At 38.5% G+C, this 17,958-nt stretch carries 17 protein-coding genes and 1 other annotated feature (1 of these 18 running past the window's edge); of the genes, 12 read left to right on the top strand and 5 right to left on the bottom strand.

From position 1 onward, the window contains the following. Window positions 1-34: 34 nt before the first annotated feature. The 5 genes from hutU to FA727_RS08265 all read left to right on the top strand — a co-directional run bounded on the left by hutU (window position 35) and on the right by FA727_RS08265 (window position 6,096). Window positions 35-1,711: a urocanate hydratase gene (gene hutU, locus FA727_RS08285; RefSeq protein ID WP_136830433.1), complete on the top strand. Its 1,677-nt coding sequence runs from the start codon at window positions 35-37 to the stop codon at window positions 1,709-1,711. Continuing rightward, entirely contained in the window at window positions 1,708-2,976 is a 1,269-nt protein-coding gene (gene hutI / locus FA727_RS08280) for an imidazolonepropionase (protein WP_136830432.1), read from the top strand. The genes hutU and hutI overlap by 4 nt, the downstream gene beginning before the upstream one ends. After that, entirely contained in the window at window positions 2,969-3,937 is a 969-nt protein-coding gene (locus FA727_RS08275) for an agmatinase family protein (RefSeq protein ID WP_136830431.1), read from the top strand. Before hutI ends, FA727_RS08275 begins: the two co-directional genes overlap by 8 nt. Window positions 3,938-4,043: 106 nt before the next feature. Further along, on the top strand, window positions 4,044-4,394 hold the full coding sequence (locus FA727_RS08270; RefSeq protein ID WP_136830430.1) for a rhodanese-like domain-containing protein: 351 nt from the start codon (window positions 4,044-4,046) through the stop codon (window positions 4,392-4,394). A 352-nt stretch (window positions 4,395-4,746) separates the two neighbouring features. Then, on the top strand, window positions 4,747-6,096 hold the full coding sequence (locus FA727_RS08265; protein WP_136830429.1) for an IS1182 family transposase: 1,350 nt from the start codon (window positions 4,747-4,749) through the stop codon (window positions 6,094-6,096). A 260-nt stretch (window positions 6,097-6,356) separates the two neighbouring features. Here FA727_RS08265 and FA727_RS08260 read toward each other — a convergent pair whose 3' ends face one another. Next, window positions 6,357-7,154 carry a CAP domain-containing protein gene (locus FA727_RS08260; protein WP_136830428.1) on the bottom strand — a complete coding sequence of 266 codons (798 nt, stop codon included), beginning with the start codon at window positions 7,152-7,154 and terminating at the stop codon, window positions 6,357-6,359. A 485-nt stretch (window positions 7,155-7,639) separates the two neighbouring features. Between FA727_RS08260 and FA727_RS08255 the strand changes: the two genes are divergently transcribed. Next, window positions 7,640-8,632, top strand: a complete 993-nt coding sequence (locus tag FA727_RS08255; RefSeq protein WP_438646611.1) for a CAP domain-containing protein — start codon at window positions 7,640-7,642, stop codon at window positions 8,630-8,632. 179 nt (window positions 8,633-8,811) lie between these two features. Here the strand turns inward: FA727_RS08255 and FA727_RS08250 are convergent, their stop codons facing one another. Both FA727_RS08250 and FA727_RS08245 read right to left on the bottom strand, forming a co-directional pair. Then, window positions 8,812-8,991, bottom strand: coding sequence for an H-type small acid-soluble spore protein (locus FA727_RS08250; RefSeq protein WP_136830427.1), 180 nt, complete (start codon window positions 8,989-8,991; stop codon window positions 8,812-8,814). A 65-nt stretch (window positions 8,992-9,056) separates the two neighbouring features. After that, window positions 9,057-9,386: a hypothetical protein gene (locus FA727_RS08245; protein ID WP_136830426.1), complete on the bottom strand. Its 330-nt coding sequence runs from the start codon at window positions 9,384-9,386 to the stop codon at window positions 9,057-9,059. A 191-nt stretch (window positions 9,387-9,577) separates the two neighbouring features. On the opposite strand from FA727_RS08245, the gene FA727_RS08240 reads away from it, so the two are divergent. From FA727_RS08240 to FA727_RS08230, 3 genes are read left to right on the top strand one after another with little or no spacing between them, the layout of a single operon-like run. Further along, window positions 9,578-10,327, top strand: a complete 750-nt coding sequence (locus tag FA727_RS08240; protein ID WP_136830425.1) for a DeoR/GlpR family DNA-binding transcription regulator — start codon at window positions 9,578-9,580, stop codon at window positions 10,325-10,327. Further along, the gene (gene pfkB / locus FA727_RS08235; protein ID WP_136830424.1) at window positions 10,324-11,250 is read left to right on the top strand and encodes a 1-phosphofructokinase; all 927 of its coding nucleotides are present in this window, start codon (window positions 10,324-10,326) and stop codon (window positions 11,248-11,250) included. The genes FA727_RS08240 and pfkB overlap by 4 nt, the downstream gene beginning before the upstream one ends. Continuing rightward, window positions 11,247-13,115 (top strand): PTS fructose transporter subunit IIABC, encoded by a 1,869-nt coding sequence (locus tag FA727_RS08230; RefSeq protein WP_136830423.1) that lies wholly within the window; start codon window positions 11,247-11,249, stop codon window positions 13,113-13,115. Before pfkB ends, FA727_RS08230 begins: the two co-directional genes overlap by 4 nt. Window positions 13,116-13,161: 46 nt before the next feature. On the opposite strand, the gene FA727_RS08225 is transcribed toward FA727_RS08230, so the two are convergent. After that, window positions 13,162-13,695, bottom strand: a complete 534-nt coding sequence (locus tag FA727_RS08225; protein WP_136830422.1) for a DJ-1/PfpI family protein — start codon at window positions 13,693-13,695, stop codon at window positions 13,162-13,164. Window positions 13,696-13,864: 169 nt separating this feature from the next. Here FA727_RS08225 and FA727_RS08220 point away from each other — a divergent pair, with 169 nt between their 5' ends. After that, on the top strand, window positions 13,865-14,662 hold the full coding sequence (locus FA727_RS08220; protein WP_136830421.1) for a DUF2935 domain-containing protein: 798 nt from the start codon (window positions 13,865-13,867) through the stop codon (window positions 14,660-14,662). Window positions 14,663-14,824: 162 nt separating this feature from the next. Further along, a complete protein-coding gene (locus FA727_RS08215) occupies window positions 14,825-15,610 on the top strand; it encodes an alpha/beta fold hydrolase (RefSeq protein WP_136830420.1) in 786 nt (261 codons plus the stop codon). Between the two features lie 12 nt (window positions 15,611-15,622). Here FA727_RS08215 and FA727_RS08210 read toward each other — a convergent pair whose 3' ends face one another. Then, window positions 15,623-16,882 (bottom strand): MFS transporter, encoded by a 1,260-nt coding sequence (locus FA727_RS08210; protein ID WP_136830419.1) that lies wholly within the window; start codon window positions 16,880-16,882, stop codon window positions 15,623-15,625. Window positions 16,883-17,084: 202 nt separating this feature from the next. Here FA727_RS08210 and FA727_RS08205 point away from each other — a divergent pair, with 202 nt between their 5' ends. Next, window positions 17,085-17,723, top strand: a complete 639-nt coding sequence (locus FA727_RS08205) for an MOSC domain-containing protein (protein ID WP_136830418.1) — start codon at window positions 17,085-17,087, stop codon at window positions 17,721-17,723. 56 nt (window positions 17,724-17,779) lie between these two features. Continuing rightward, window positions 17,780-17,958, top strand: a binding site (T-box leader) (it continues 71 nt past the right edge of the window).

Genomic DNA, 17,958 nt, shown 5'->3' with positions numbered 1-17,958 from the left:
AACAAGATTTTTTGAAACCTAGGAGGGTGTAAAAATGAATCAAACAAATAACAGAGTAGTTCGTTATCAAGGAACCCAGCTAAATACGAAGGGGTGGCAGCAGGAAGCGGCTTTGCGCATGCTGATGAATAACTTGGATCCGGAGGTGGCAGAACGTCCTGAAGATTTGGTCGTTTACGGTGGTATTGGTAAGGCTGCGCGAAATTGGGAAAGCTTTGATGCGATTGTCGAGTCATTAAAGAAGCTTGAAAATGACGAAACGTTGATGATTCAGTCTGGAAAACCAGTTGCTATTTTTAGAACACATGAAAATGCGCCACGTGTATTGATTGCAAATTCCAATATTGTCCCTGCTTATGCTAATTGGGATACATTCCATGAACTGGATAAAAGGGGCTTAATGATGTATGGGCAAATGACGGCGGGAAGCTGGATCTATATTGGCTCGCAAGGCATTGTTCAAGGAACGTATGAAACCTTTGCAGAGCTAGCAAAGCAACATTTTAACGGAACGCTTAAAGATACGATCACTTTAACAGCTGGACTAGGGGGAATGGGTGGTGCACAACCCCTTGCAGTAACGATGAATGGTGGTGTTTGTATCGCTATAGAAGTGGATGAATCAAAAATTGATCGTCGGATTGAAACGAAGTATACCGATGTAAAAACGAAATCGCTTGATGAAGCACTTCAACTTGCGAATGAGGCGAAGCGTGAAGGAAGAGCACTTTCAATAGGTTTATTAGGAAATGCAGCTGAACTTTTGCCAGAAATGCTACAGCGACGATTCATTCCAGACGTGTTAACTGACCAAACATCAGCGCATGACCCGTTAAATGGCTACATTCCAGTTCACATGACTCTTGCAGAAGCTACTAGTTTAAGAGAATTGAAGCCTGAGGAATACGTCAAACTTTCAAAGGAATCGATTGCACTCCATGTAAAAGCAATGCTAGATATGATGGAAAAGGGCGCGATTACCTTTGATTACGGCAATAACATTCGCCAGGTTGCCAAAGATGAAGGAGTAGAAGATGCTTTTGCTTTTCCAGGATTTGTTCCTGCGTTCATTCGTCCGCAATTTTGTGAGGGAAAAGGACCATTCCGATGGGCTGCTTTATCAGGAGACCCGGAGGATATTTATAAAACAGATGAAGCGATTTTACGTGAATTTGCTGATAATGAACATTTATGTAATTGGATTCGAATGGCTCAAGAAAAGATTCAATTTCAAGGACTGCCTTCTCGCATTTGTTGGCTTGGGTATGGAGAACGAGCACGTTTTGGAAAAATCATGAATGACATGGTTGCTAGTGGAGAATTAAAAGCTCCCATTGTCATCGGTCGTGACCATCTTGACTCAGGCTCAGTTGCCTCACCAAATCGAGAAACAGAAGCGATGCTGGATGGTTCAGATGTCGTCTCGGATTGGCCGATATTAAACGCTTTAATTAATGCAGTGGGCGGTGCAACTTGGGTTTCAGTCCATCATGGTGGCGGAGTTGGAATGGGTTATTCGCAGCATGCAGGTGTAGTTATCGTGGCAGATGGGACGAAGGAAGCGTCCGAGCGGATTGAAAGAGTGTTAACAACAGATCCTGGAATGGGTGTTGTACGGCATGCGGATGCGGGCTATGAAATAGCGAAGAAAACGGCCATCGAAAAAGGGATCAAAATGCCTATGCTTAATCAAGAAGGTGCAGCTGAATGACAAAACCCATTTGGATTATTCACGGCAATCAGCTCGCCACTCTAGCATCAAATCATAAAGGTCCTCGTACAGGCAAAGTGATGTCTGAACTTGGCATTATTGAAGACGGAAGCCTTTGGATAGAAGAAGGTATAATTCAAGCAATCGGAACCACACAAGAATTAGCAAAAAATTTTGGTGGTCGCATAGAAGAGGCAGAAATAGTTGATGCTTCCAATCATTTGGTTACACCTGGACTTATCGATCCACATACCCATGTTGTTTATGCAGGAAGCAGAGAAAAAGAATTTGAAATGCGCCTTGAAGGTGCCACCTACATGGAGATCATGAATGCTGGAGGAGGAATTCATGCTACTACCCGCATGACACGTGAGGCAACTGAGGTCGAGATCATGGAACAGACATCGAGGAGACTCGATTCTTTTTTACAGCATGGTGTAACAACTGTCGAAGGAAAAAGTGGCTATGGCATGAATCTCGAGACCGAATTGAAGCAGCTAAGAGTCATGAAGAAATTAAAGAAACAGCATCCAATCGATCTTATACCGACTTTTATGGGGGCCCACGCGGTTCCATCAGAATTTAAGGGTAAAGAAGATGAATACGTAGACATTCTCATTCAAGAATGGATCCCAATTGTAGCAAAGGAAAAGCTAGCAGTCTTCAATGACGTATTTTGTGAAAAAGGGGTGTTCACACCTGAGCAGTCAGAAAGAATCTTAGAGGCTGGAAAGAAATATGGACTGATTCCAAAAATCCATGCTGATGAGATAATATCATACGGTGGAGCAGAATTGGCAGCACGGGTAGGGGCAATCTCTGCCGAACATTTGTTAAAAGCAACGGATGAAGGCATCGGAAAAATGGCTGAAGCTGGGGTTATTGCCTGCCTTTTACCTGCGACAGCATTGTATTTAAGGGAGCTAGCGGCGAAAGGAAGAAAGATGATTGATGCAGGTGTACCTGTGGCGATATCAACGGACTGTAATCCAGGCTCTTCGCCAACGACATCGATGCCACTCGTGATGAATCTTGCCTGTATTACTATGCGACTTACGCCAGCAGAGGCATTAACTGCCGCGACTTACAATGCAGCTTGTGCCATTAAGCAAGAACATCTTGTCGGTTCACTCGAGGTTGGGAAGCAAGCAGATATCGTCTTGTGGAATGTGAAGGATTACCGAGAACTTCAATATCTATTTGGTGTGAATCATGTGAAAGCTGTATGGAAAAAAGGGATTCAGGTGGTGGACCGAGGTGAGTGAAAATTGGTTACAACCGCCTGAATGGGCATGGATAAATGCAGGTGAAAAAGAAGAGTTTGTTCACCAATGGGTGAAGCCACTAAAAGATTGTTCCGGACAACCGGATGTGATTCTCTATGGGGCACCAATATCCCGTTCTTCCATCAGTGTTTCAGGCGCTTCTCAATACCCTGATGAATTTCGGAGGTTATGGAAAAAGTTCGCTACCTACAATTTGGAAGAGGACGTCGATTTAACAAGTTTAGTTGTTGGAGATGCAGGGGATGTGAGCATGCATACAACAGATATATTTCTCTCCCATCAACGGATTGAAGCGGCGACAAAATATTTGGTAGAACAGTATCCTGAATCAATTACCTGTATGATTGGGGGAGATCATTCGGTTACTGCCTGTGCCATTCGGGGGATAAAACAAAAATATTCACAAAAAAGCATTGGAATTCTACAGTTAGATACGCATCTCGATGTAAGAGATCCGAAGGAACTTGGTCCAGCAAATGGGACACCGATTCGGCAACTGATTGATAGTCAGGTGGTTCAAGGAAATCATATCGTGAACGTCGGCTTACATGGATTCTATAATGCCAAATCCTTAATCGATTACGCTAAGGATCATGAAATTCAAATGATTCCGTTGAAAAAGGCAAGAAATAAAGGGCTTCTCAATACCATTCGAGAATCCATTGTAAACTTATCAAGGCAAGTGGACCGCATTTATGTAACAGTTGATATGGATGTTCTAGATATTGCTTTTGCCCCAGGTGTTCCTGCTTCAACGACCGGTGGAATGACATCAGCGGAGTTGTTTGATATCTTACTCGAGATTGGAAAGCATGCAAGTGTTAAACATATAGATTTTGTTTGTCTTGATCCGACAAAGGATTCTTCCGTTCAAGAAACAGTCAAAATCGGTGTTCATGCCTGGCTTCAATATTTGACGGGTAAAGCCATGAAAGAATAAAGTGAAAATTTTCAAAAGACAGTACGCCTAAATTGACCTTACGCAAATATGTGGGTAGAATAAATTCTATCTGAGCACTACATTTGCGTACAGGATGGGGAAGAAAATGGCGATATTCGGATTCTTAGCTGGTCTCGTAATTATTTTTATGCTTTTGAGGTATCTCCCAGTTTTTGGAGTACATTGCATTCACTTGTTTGATATTGATGAGAAAGATCTTACTGTTGTTGATGTAAGAGACTATAATCGGGCCTACAAAGATTCTTTTCATTCAACCATTAATATACCAGTTGCTTATTTAAACAGATATTTTCATGAAATTCCTGGTAAAAAAGTTCATGTGGTGGCTGCGAATCCTCTTGAAAAGAATATTAGTATTCGTTTCCTACGAAAAAAAGGATATCATGTTAAAAGTTATACATTAACAGATGCTAAGTGTGATAAAAAACTAGCCTAAAACCCACTGTCGTGCCCGCAGTCATAAGTAGAGCGTTTCGTTCTTTAAATTAATAGTCTTAGGCATACAAAGAAACCAGATCAAGAGATCTAGCTTCAGAGTGTAGACAAACTCGAAAATTTTCGAGTTTGCCTACACTCTTTTTTCTTTTAAAATAGAATTATGTAAATAGTGTAAGTTGATTTCCGCTCCGGGTGGACGCTTTCCGCGGGCGGGGCCGAGCCGCTTCCCTCGCTACGCTCAGTCCAGGGTCTCGACTTTCCCGCTTTTCCCGCAGGAGTCGCCACCCTCTGCTCCAATCAAATTCAAGCTTTTTAAACATTGGATAAATTACTTTTCGAGGTGACCTACCATGATGACGAGAAACCAATCAAATGAACGTGGACAATTAGAAATCCTGACGATTGATCAATTAGTTCCTGAAGATCATTTAGTACGAAAATTAGAGTCAGCTATTGATTTTTCTTTCATTTATCCCTTGGTTGAAAACCTGTATTCAGGGATTGGTCGTCCAAGTATCGATCCAGTAGTTTTATTTAAGATGATCTTCATTCAATACATATTTGGCATACGTTCCATGCGCCAAACCATAAAAGAAATTGAAACTAACATGGCCTATGGTTGGTTTTTAGGATTCGGTTTCTACACAGAAGTCCCTCACTTTTCTACCTTCGGTAAAAATTATGAACGTCGCTATCATGATTCCGATGTTTTTGAAGATATTTTCTATCATATTTTGAAAGAGATTACAGATAAAGGATTGTTGTCTGCTGACCATATCTTCTTAGATTCTACACATGTAAAAGCGAGTGCTAATAAGCGAAAGTTTGATAAAAAAATGGTTCGTAAGGAAACTCGTGCTTATGAAGAGAAACTACAATTGGAACTCAATTTAGATCGTGAAGAACATGGGAAAAAGCCATTTCCACCTGAGAAATTTAAAAAAGAGGAATGGAAAGAAATCAAGGAAAGTACGACAGACCCTGAAAGTGGCTACTATGTAAAGGATGAACGAACTAAACAATTTGCGTATTCTTTTCATGCAGCTACGGATGAAAAAGGATTTGTGTTAGGCACGATATTGACTCCCGGAAATGTACATGATAGTCATCTGTTACAGCCTCTTGTTGAGAAGGTTGTGGAAAAAGTAAAGAAGCCACTCGCAGCCGCTGCTGATGCAGCGTATAAAACATCAGCGATCACGAACTTTCTACTAGAGAATCAGATGTTACCTGTCCTTCCTTATACTCGCCCAAAAACAAAAGAAGGTTTTTTCCGAAAGCATGATTATGTGTATGACGAGTATTATGATTGTTATCTCTGCCCACAAGGGCAGGTCTTAAAATACACGACAACTACGAAGGAAGGATATCGGCAATATAAATCAAATTCATCGATTTGTGAAAAATGTCCGTTTCTATCCCAGTGTACAGAAAGTAAAAACCATCAAAAGCTTATACAACGTCATATATGGGAAGCTTACTTAGAAGAGGCAGAACATCTTCGTCACAACGTTGAAGTCAAACAGATATACGCAAAACGCAAAGAGAAGGTAGAACGTGTTTTTGCAGATGTGAAAGAAAAGCATGGTATGCGATGGACAACCTTACGAGGTCTTAAAAAATTGTCTATGCAGGCGATGCTTACGTTTGCTGCCATGAATTTGAAGAAAATGGCCACTTGGACTTGGCAACCTGCTTAAGTGGACCTAAACTAGTTGATTGGAGTGGAGGGTGCTTGACTCCTGGGGGATTTGCGGGACAGGTGAGATCCCGCAGGAGCGTCAGTGACGAGGAAGCTCACCGCCCGCCCCCCGGAAAGCAAGTGCCCGGAGCGGAAATCAACGGATTTTAACTGCATTTCCATCCAAAAATGACAAAAGACACCGAGAGGGCGTCTCTCAATGCCTTTTGTCGACAGTCTGAAACCAGATCAAGAGATCTGGTTTTTTGTATGCCTATATTATTTACCAATAAACATTTGTGTCCAGTAGTTTCCACTCTCAACATATCCCACTCCGATATGTGTGTAAGAACCATTTAGAATGTTAGCGCGGTGTCCTTCACTATTCATCCACGCTTGTACTACTTCTTCAGGTGATTGTTGTCCCATCGCGATATTTTCTCCAGCAGAACGATATGAAATACCGAATTGCTTTATCATATCAAATGGAGAACCGTAAGTTGGGCTCGTATGGCTAAAATAGCCTTTTGATTTCATATCCTGAGATTTTGCTCTAGCTACTTTGCTTAATTCAGTGTCTAATTTTAGCGCAGGAAGACCTTGTTTAGCACGCTCTTGATTTGTTAAATCAACAACCTTTTGTTCAAACGCACTTACTTGTGATGTTGCGTTATTTTCTGTTTGCTCTGTTGGTGCAGGAGCAGGTGTTTGAGTAGCTGGTTTTTCCTGCTGAATAGGTGTCGCTGGTTTTGGTTTAGTTTGTGCAGGCTTTTGAGCTTGAACTGGCTTTTCAGCAGGTTTTTGGGCTTGAACGGGCTGCTTTACCGGTTTTTCTGGTTGAACTGCTTCTTTACTAGGCAATTGCTTGTTTACGAAATCCCAATTAATATTGAAATCCTTTAAATATTTCTCTATTACACTATTTAATTGTTCCTTATTAAAGTTGTCAGATTGATAGACATATACTTTCTTTTCCACTTTTGTGTCTAATTCAGCCGCATCCGCGTTCGTAATTCCAGTTGAAGTAAATAGTAGGCCAGCTGCAGCCGCGATAGGTAAAATCATTTTCTTTTTCATTCGTATTCCTCCTAAAAAAGATTCGTGTTTTGCTTGCTCCTAAATAGTAGCATGCGTTTTTTGTCATATTTTAGGAAGGATTTTACAGTGTGTGGAATCTAGAAAAATAAACATTTTGAAATACCATTTCGAAGTCTATTAGGACAATGTTTGAAGCTTAATTTTTATGTGTAGAAATAAAAGGAAAAAAATTCAAGTGTAACCTTGTATTTCCTGCAAATTAGGGTTGACAGGCGCTAGAATCGATAAAGAATCTTACATACATAACGAAACTGTGTCTAGTTTGATCAATTTGTATCAAGAATTACGTAAGAAGTTTTAAAATATGTAGCTTTGCACAATTCTTAAGTATATTCTCTCCTTCTTTAAATAATTCATGAAAAGAATACCGTTTCCAATTGCAACGATAATTACCATCTATATATTCCGTCGTGACAATCAAAACTAAGAAAGTAATTAGAATATCTTAAAGGAGGAGTATTGAATTGTTAAAGAAAACACGTAATGTTCTAGTTACATCAGCTTTACTGCTCGGGCTTACCGCATGTGGTATGGGAGATGATACAGCGTATGATCCATCAAATGATAATCGAGGGGGCACCCTTAATGTTCGAAATGATGGAGACAACCGGGGATTCTTTGATCGAAATTGGACAAATGGGGATAATTTTAATCTAGACAATGTCATTAATGATAATAACGACAGAAGGAATGAAAGAAATAACAAAAATGTAGATCCTGATATTTCTGCTTCTTTTACAAACATGTCAAGTCAAAATTATCCGCATACGAAAGCGGTAGTGATACAAGATGCAAAATACTCATTCACGCCGATTGACGGGAACCAAATTGCTGAGTTACAAAAGCAAATTGAACAGCAGCTAAAAACAAAATTTGGTCAATTAACACCACAATTAAAGCAGCAGGCGAAGCAACAAGCACAACAGCAGGCACAGCAACCAATGCAACAGCAACCGGCACAGCAGCAACCAGCACAGCAGCAGCCGGCACAGCAGCAACCGGCACAGCAGCAACCAGCTAAACAACAACCAACACAGCAACAACCGGCTCAGAAAGAACAACAAAATGCTACAGGAAATATCAGTCAATATGCGCAACAGGTCATTGACTTAACGAATCAAGAAAGAGCTAAAGGGGGCCTTCCAGCTTTAAAGGCTGATGCCCAATTAAGTTCAGTGGCACTAAAGAAATCTCAAGATATGCAGGCTAAAAATTATTTCTCGCATACAAGTCCAACTTATGGTTCGCCATTCGATATGATGAGAGATTTTGGTGTAACTTATAAATCTGCTGGTGAAAATATTGCACAAGGACAAAGAACACCGCAAGAAGTTGTACAAGCATGGATGAATAGTGAAGGCCACAGAAAAAATATTATGAGTAAAGATTTTACACACATCGGAGTAGGTCACGAAGCAACTGGAAACCATTGGACTCAGATGTTTGTTGGAAGATAAAAGGATTTAAAGGAGTCTTATTTTAAACGATAAGGCTCCTTTTTATTCATTTTGATAAACAAAAAAAACCGTCCCAAAAGGAACGGCAAAATAAGAGACGGTGTTCGAGTTGGAACGACCATATGTATTAAAATGATTCTATCATAGGAAACTGTGTAATTCAACCTATTACCAAATGCTTATTTTTCTTCTAACTCAGCAATATCAACAGTTGTTCTTTCTTCTAATGGTCCTCGTAAGTGCGCGGTCGCGGTTTGCCCATCTTCATTTAAATTGTCTATCCAAACAGATGCCCCGTTATATTGAACTTCAATATCTGCTGAAGATGATAAGATCTGCTTTACACGCTTTACTTCCATTATCTCACCCCTCAAATTTGGTCATTTTAGTTTGTGAGTGAAATTAAAATTTATTCAGTTTTTGTTTAAAACAACAACAATAAAACGTAAGGAATCAAAATGAGTGATGCTGATATTGGAATGATGAAGTTCATGGCCTTTTTAGATAATCGCGTTCCTTTCCTTTTAAATGGTAACCCATTTTTATAAGCAATTAGTACAATTCCTAAAAGTCCAAGCGCTTGGATGGCAAACAATACTTTATTGAAGAAACTTGTTTCCATTAATTTGTTACTAGTTGAATCAGTCATTAATTGAATAATACGATCATTAAGGGTGCCGAACAGTCCAAAAAATAGCACCACAAGAAGTAGTATAATGAAAAACTCACGATAAAAGGTTGTTATTTTTGACATGCAATTTATCTCCAATTCTTTATAAATCTTTTTACATGCTACCATGACTTCAGCAAAGAAACAATCATTCATTAATTTGGTTGAATTTGAATGGTTTTGAAATATAGTGACGGATTTTGGTTGATTTTGATTATGATTTGAAGTATGATAATAGCACAAACTGATGAAAACGCTTTAAAGGAGGCGGTGCCATGCTAGAAACTGAACGTCATGAGAAGATTCTACAGCTCTTAAAGGAGAAAAATACAGTCAAAATTCAGGAGCTTGTGGAGCTAACTAGTTCTTCAGAATCTACAATCCGTCGTGATTTAACCGTACTTGAAAAAAAAGAATACTTAAAAAGAGTTCACGGTGGAGCAGCTAAACTACAAGGTAAATTACAGGAACCAACGATGAATGAGAAATCTTCCAAAAACCATCATGCAAAACAAAAAATTGCTCAATATGCTGTTGGTTTGATAGAAGAAGGCGAATCTATTTATTTAGATGCAGGTTCGACGATTGTAGAAATGATTCCTTATCTTCCGGAAAACATCGTCGTTGTAACGAACGGAATTACGCATCTGCCTTTATTACTTGAAAGAAATATAATGACCTATTTAATTGGTGGATTCGTAAAACCATCAACAAATGCAATTATTGGACGTGATGCGATAGCTAGCCTTGAGCATTATCGCTTTGATAAATGTTTTATGGGTGTCAACGGCATTCATCCTCAATTTGGTTATACGACACCAGATCAAGAAGAGGCCGCGGTGAAAAAATTGGCCATGTCCTTATCAAGAGAGGCCTATATTTTAGCGGATGATTCGAAGTTTTCTGAAGTTGCTTTTGCTAAAATTGCTGATATTAAAACAGCTAAAATAATTACAAATGACCTTGATTCTGATATTAAAAATCAGTATGCAGGCAAAACAGACATAAAGGTTGTGACAGCATGATCTACACAGTAACTTTAAATCCATCTTTAGACTATATTGTCGAACTAGATGAAGTTTTATTGGGAGATTTAAATCGCTCTCATAATGAATCGAAATTTCCTGGAGGAAAGGGAATCAATGTTTCTCAAGTACTTAAGAGGGTGGGCATAGTAAGTAAAGCCTTAGGATTTGTTGGCGGCTTCACTGGTTCATATATTGAAGACTTTTTAAAAAATAATGGCATTGAGACTGACTTTGTAAGAGTCGATGAAGACACGCGTATAAATGTCAAATTACGTGCCACTGAAGAAACAGAAGTCAATGCAAAGGGTCCAACGATCTCAGCGCATGATTTTGAATCACTAAAAAACCAAGTTCGAGGGCTTAGCAAAGAGGATATTCTTGTTCTAGCTGGAAGTATTCCAAGCTCAATGCCTAGTAATACGTATGAGCAATTAGCGGAAATTTGTCAGCAAACAGGTGCAAAATGCATTGTAGATGCGGAAGGGGACTTACTTAAAACGATTCTTCCTTATAATCCTTTTCTAATTAAGCCAAATCATCATGAACTCAGTGGATTTTTCGATGTGGAAATAACAAGTGCTGAACAAGCGATTCCTTTTGCGAAAGAATTAGTACAAATGGGTGCCCAGAACGTGATTGTTTCTCTAGCTGATAAAGGGGCCGTATTTGTTAATAAAGACATCACTTTAATTTCCAATACACCAAAGGGCGAATTAAAGAGTTCCGTTGGTGCAGGCGATTCAATGGTGGCTGGTTTTATTGCTAAATGCCAAGAGACAAACGATTATAGTAAGGCATTTCGATTTAGTGTTGCGAGCGGAAGTGCAACCGCATTCTCAATGGGGCTATGTACGAAGGAAAAAATTTTAGACGTTTTAGCACTAGTCGAAATACAAGAAGAAATGGGGAAAGAAAAATGAGAATCACCGAGTTGTTAACAAAAGATACCATTAAGCTTTCTATTAATGGAAATGAAAAAAATCAAGCAATCGATGAGCTTGTTGATGTACTTCAGCAAGCGAATAAATTAGCAGATATAGAGGAATTCAAAAAATCCATTTTGGCAAGAGAAGCACAGAGTACAACTGGAATTGGAGAAGGGATTGCAATCCCACATGCTAAGACGAAGGCTGTACGAGAAGCAGCCATTGCCTTCGGTCGTTCCGTTTCCGGCGTAGATTATCAATCACTAGATGGACAACCAGCTCATTTGTTTTTTATGATTGCTGCAACAGAAGGTGGCAATAATACTCATTTAGAAGCACTTTCAAGACTTTCAACAATTCTTATGAACGAAGAAGTACGTAAGCAACTTTTAGAAGCGGAAACAGAAGATGATATCATTAAGATTATTGACAGTCATGATAAAGAGGAAGCAGAAGAAGAGCAATCAATGACTGGGAAGAAAAACTTTATCGTTGCTGTAACGGCTTGCCCAACTGGAATTGCTCACACTTATATGGCAGCGGATTCTTTAAAACAGAAGGCGCAGGAATTGGGTGTTGAGATTAAGGTTGAAACAAATGGTTCTGGAGGAGCGAAAAACGTTTTAACTGCAGAGGAAATTGAAAACGCTGTAGCGGTTATAGTGGCTGCAGATACGAATGTGGAAATGAATCGCTTCAGTGGGAAACATGTAATTGAAGCACCGGTTGCTGATGGAATTCGCAAAGCACAGCAATTAATAGATAGAGCACTCAAGCAAGATGCTCCTATTTTTAAAGGAAAAGGTACTTCTAAGAACGATGCTAAACAAGAAACTAGAGGAATTGGCTCTACAATCTACAAGCATTTAATGAGCGGTGTTTCTAACATGCTACCGTTTGTTGTAGGTGGAGGAATCTTGATTGCGATCAGTTTCTTATTTGGGATTAATGCTTCAAATCCAGATGACCCAACCTATCATCCGATTGCTGAAGCTTTAAATACGATTGGTGGAGGAACAGCGTTTGGCTTAATGGTTCCGATTTTAGCAGGATTTATCGCGATGAGTATTGCTGACCGTCCAGGATTTGCTGCGGGTATGGTAGGTGGATTACTTGCTGCGAATGGTGGAGCAGGTTTCCTAGGTGGATTAGTTGCCGGTTTCCTTGCTGGTTATCTAGTTGTAGGGTTGAAAAAGCTATTATCAGGTCTACCTGCATCTCTAGAAGGTATTAAGACAATCTTACTCTATCCGTTATTAGGAATTGCTTTAACAGGATTTATCATGCTTTATGTAGTGAACAAACCAGTAGGTGCATTAAATACAGCGATTTCAGATTGGCTTTCAAGTTTAGGAACTGGGAACGCAGTGCTTTTAGGAATTGTATTAGGTCTTATGATGTCATTTGATATGGGTGGTCCTGTAAACAAAGCTGCGTATGTATTTGGAACAGGCTTGTTAGCAAATGGAGTGTATGAACCGATGGCAGCTATTATGGCCGCTGGAATGGTACCACCATTAGGAATTGCTTTAGCTACAACATTCTTTAAAAATCGTTTCAACAAGCAAGAACGTGAAGCAGGAAAAGTCAACTATATTATGGGGTTATCCTTTATTACTGAAGGTGCCATCCCATTTGCAGCGGCAGACCCTGTTCGTGTTATTCCTTCACTTATGGCAGGTTCAGCAGTTGCTGGTGCTCTATCCATGCTATTTGGAATTGGACTTCGCGCACCGCATGGGGGATTATTCGTTATACCTCTTGTTGATGGAGGTTGGTTTATGTATTTATTAGCGATTGTTATTGGTTCGATCGTCTCTGCAGTGATACTTGCAATTCTTAAAAAGCCAATCAAATAATGCCGCAAAAAAACGAACAAAGTCTTATGATTTTGTTCGTTTTTTCTTATCGATACCAATTTGGATTGTAGTCTAGTTCAAGTACTTGTCCAAATTTATTGGCAAAGTCAATAAAGTAGGCTCCTTGCGCTGTTAATATTCCTTTATCAAAAACATAGGGAGCGTCAACATAGCCTTTTTCAGAGAATACACCGAGAAATTCACGCGCTTGTTTTGAAATTCCTGTTGTATAATATCGATCCAGTAAAATACCCGATTTGGCCAATAAAAACGGGGCGCTGGAAATGGCTCCGATAACTGCATCTTGTTCGTAAACCCTTCTTATAAAATGAAAAAGTGGCTCTTTATCGATTAAATGTTGGAAATCATCGACGCCAGGAAGTACGAGACTTTGGAGCATTTCGATATTCACATTGTCGATTGTTGTTTCAGGTAAGCAAGTAAGTCCTGCTTCACCTTTAACAGGTTGATCATTTAGTCCGATAAATATTTTCGGATGGTTTGCCTGTGTTAAGATGGATATGATGACAGACAGCTCATATTCACTAAATCTTGGATATAGTAGTATGCCAGTGGTCATCAGCTTCACCTCCATAAAAAATTCCTTTTCGCATACATAATTCCACATTTTCTTATAAACTCCTTCAAATATCTAAAAATTATGAAAAATGAACCGAGGTCGTATTGTCATATTTATAATGTCTTCTTTGTATATTTTATGTGGGAGAAACTAGAGAGGGGAGAATTGGGTGGAAAATTATGTAGAAGCAGCTAGATATGAGCATCTTTTTTGGCTTCAAGTATTGGGTGATCATGCAAGATTCATTCATGATTCTTTAGGACCAAACGAGAAGGAAGCGATTGAACAAGCAAAGGGATTTATTATTACTTTTGATCAATTGCTTCATAAAGTTAATGAGAGCGATTTAATTTTATTGAGTCAAAAAGCAGAGGTAGAGGTAAAGAAATTAAGAGAGTTTAAATTAAAGCTAATTGAAAGACACTTAGTGGGAAAAATCACGATCCACCTGGGTCCAACTTTTTTAAGTCATATGGTAAACGAACTGGAAGAGTATTTGCTGATACTAGGATATTTGAAAAAGGGTACGATACCTCCGATATTTCATGAGTTACATCATCACTTGCTTTGGCTTCTTGATGGAGCAGGTCATGCAGGAGCAATTTCTGATAATATGGATCGAATCGAGAAAAAAATTAAAGAAAAAAGTGATGAATTTACGAAGGATTTTGAGGATTTTTATCTAAAAGCTGTTGAATTAACTGGATTTTTACGAACTAATCTACATGAATTTCCTGCACTAGACCGCTTTAATGAAGATGTTTTACTCGAAATGAAGTTATTTATGGGTTTTCTCGATGAGATTGAGGAGCTTGAGTTGAGTAAAGAAGCTTTAGGAACCTTTGCAGCTTTAATGGCAGATCATATGATGCGTGAAGAATGCTATTATTTAACGAAGCTTGCTCAAAGTTCTTCGAAAATAGAGAAACCTAACTGTGACCCGACAAAACCAAGATTGGAAGAATAGTCGCATCGAAATTAAAGAAGGCATTTGAAAGCAGAGCATGACCCGAACTTTCAAATGCCTTTTCTATTATTTCCTTGAAATGAGGAACCTGGATAATTGCATGATTATTTTAAAGGTTACTCATATTAAATATAGGTCTATCTATATTAGGAAGGATAAAACATGCCAAATTTTCTCTTTGAAGAAACCCGAATTTACTTTGAAGATTATGGAACTGGAATTCCCATTATCTTTATTCACCCACCAGCAATGGGAAGAAAGGTTTTTCATTTTCAAGCCCAATTAAGTAACCGTTTTCGAGTGATATTACCAGACTTAAGTGGCCATGGAGATTCGATCGGTCCATACAGAGACGTCTCTATAAATGGATATGCTCAAGAAATTAAAGAATTGATAGAGCATTTGGAGATTTCAAAAGCGGTGGTGTGTGGTTACTCATCAGGTGGACTTATTGCCCTAGAATTTGCATTGTCATTTCCTCATCAGACATCAGCTGTCATTTTGGCTAGCGGATTTCCTGAAGTAAAATCTTTAGCATTGAAATATGAACATATAATGGGAATGTATTTTGTAAAAAAATTTCCCCACATGCTTGCTAAACTTATTACTAACAGTCATATAAGGGATAAATCGTTGAGAAATGAAATGTATGAGCATATGTTAAAGACTGACCGAAAAACATGGTTTCAATTTTATGAAGAATCCTTGCATTATTCATGTGTAGAGCGACTTCACCTGCTGGAGTTTCCTTTATGTCTTTTATACGGTTCAAGGGATTTTGCCACTCAAAATATAAAAATCTTCAAAAAAAAGACAACCTTTCAATTAGCAATTATTAAGAATGTTGCACACCAAATTCCTACAAAAAAATGGGAGCATTTCAATCAATTAATTGTCGATTTTTTGAATGAGCAATTGAATGAAATAAATGAAACAAGTCACAATTAAAGGTGACTTGTTTCATTTGGGATCAGGCTTAATCGCAATTAATGTAAGTAAAACTGAAAAAACACCTATTCCACTCAGGATATAAAATAGACTACCCTCTAGGTTCTTCATGAGTATGGCCATCACTGGAGGACCAAAAGCAACTACTACAAATCGCATGGAATGATAAATGGATGTGATGGTCCCTCGCTGTTCCTTTTTGATTCCTTCAGTGATGAGTGAGTCAAGGCACGGCAAACTTGCACCAATGCCGATACCACTTAATAGGAACATGAAAATCATAAACCAAAGCCCTTTGGAAAAGCTTAATGCAACAATAGATAAGGACAGTAAGAGAAGCCCGCTAAAAGTAATCCATTTCATTAAAACCTTATTTTCTTTAATAACTTTACCTGAAATCAAAGAGGTTAGACAAAGTGCCCCAAGTGGAAATGCAAGATATAGTCCTTTTTTGACATTGACAATATCGTAATGTCTTTCTAGAGTTTCAGAAAGATAAAAAAGGACCCCAAACAGAACGAACATCAATATGATCCCAATAATAAAAATGGCAAAAAGCCAGCGACGGTTGTTTCTAAAAATTTCTCTAATTTGATGTATAAATTGTTTAAATGGAATAGGTTCATATTCTGTATTTCCTCTTCGCACAAAAATAGCGAGAAGGAGGATGGAAATTAAGCAAAAGACAGGAAAAGCAAGAAATGGTATAAACCACACAAATGCTGCCAAAAATGCACCCAATATAGGACTAATGACTTTTCCTAACGTATTTGAAGTTTCAATAACTCCAAGAGAGCTGCTTACTTCTTCCTCACTTTCAAACATATCTCCAACTAATGGCATGACGATAGGGGCGGCTCCAGCTGCGCCTATTCCTTGTAAAGCTCGACCTATTAATATAATCCAATAGGGATTGTCTATTTTCCAAGCGGCCCATCCAGAAATAAGTCCTCCAATACCAGCGATAATTAGACTTGGTATTATCACTTTTTTTCGTCCAACATGGTCAGATAAAAATCCTGCTATAGGAATAAGAACAATTGCAACAATTGAATACACAGTAATAATCATGCTTGATTGAAATGATGAAATATTTAATGTATCTTCCATAACAGGTAAGACTGGAATAAGCATGGAATTACCCAGTGTCATAACAAGAGGAATGGAAGATAAAGCGAGTATTGCCCATTTATTAAGCTTCTTTTTGTCGGATCTATTTGAAGCTGAACTCTTTGCGCTCTTTTTAATAAGAGAGTTTTCAATATAATCCATCTTCGCCCCGCCCTTGTTAAGGAATCTCGATATATTATTAGTAAATCCAACAGCATAAAGGAGTTCTAACAACATTAATATTTACATAAAACAAAAAAACTAACTGAAAATAGATTTACTTTTTATGGAATAAGAATCAAGTTGCCAAATTTTGCATAGTTCTTTAAAATAAAACCAATATAAAAGGGAGAAGGCTAAAAACATGAAAACGTTAATATCCTTGAATGTAGGTGAACCGAAAGAGTATCTTTTTAATGGAAAAGCAGAGAAAACAGGGATCGGTAAAAAGCCAATTACGAGTGTTGCACTACACAAAATCGGATTTGACCATGATGCAGTAGCTAGCACTGAATATCATGGTGGAGTAGACCGAGCCGTTTGCCTTTATCCGTACGAGCATTATGGAATGTGGGAAAAGGAATTTAATATTAAGCTCCCACTGCCGGCTTTTGGGGAAAATTTAACAACAACAGGCATGCTTGAGAAAGATGTTTATATCGGTGATACCTTTGAAATTGGTACAACGGTTATCCAAGTGACGCAGGGGAGAATTCCATGTGCAAAAATATCGAAATATAATGGAGTCGATTTATTAAGTCGAATCGTGGAGTCCTGTTATACTGGTTATCTTTTTCGCGTTTTGAAAGAAGGAGTTATTGATGCTGATTCGTCGATCGAGCTTGTTGAACGAGTACAAGAAAAATACTCTGTATTAAAAGCGAATCAAATCATGCTTCATGATCGTAAAAATGCTGAAGCAATTGAGGAAATGCTTCAAATAGAGGAACTTGCGACAGTTTGGAAGAATAAATTGGATAATATGCTTGAAAAAATTAAATAAACTTTTTTGGAAATACGGTTGACTTAACCGAAAATTCTGTTTAATATTACAATTAATATAAAGCGTTGATGAAGAAGAGTAGCTTAAAAGGATACTTTAGAGAGCTGATGGTTGGTGCAAATCAGTGTAGAACTTTAAGTGAATGGGCTTCGGAGCTTCCAAACCGAACTAGGTTTTTCTACAGTAGGCTTTGGCGAATCGGTCTCATCGTTACAAGAGACAGGTATTAGAGCAG

This window comes from Robertmurraya kyonggiensis (assembly GCF_005116465.1).
Lineage (GTDB): Bacteria > Bacillota > Bacilli > Bacillales > Cytobacillaceae > Robertmurraya > Robertmurraya kyonggiensis.
Note: the sequence above shows the minus strand (reverse complement) of the source record. Positions and strands in the feature narration are given on the sequence as shown.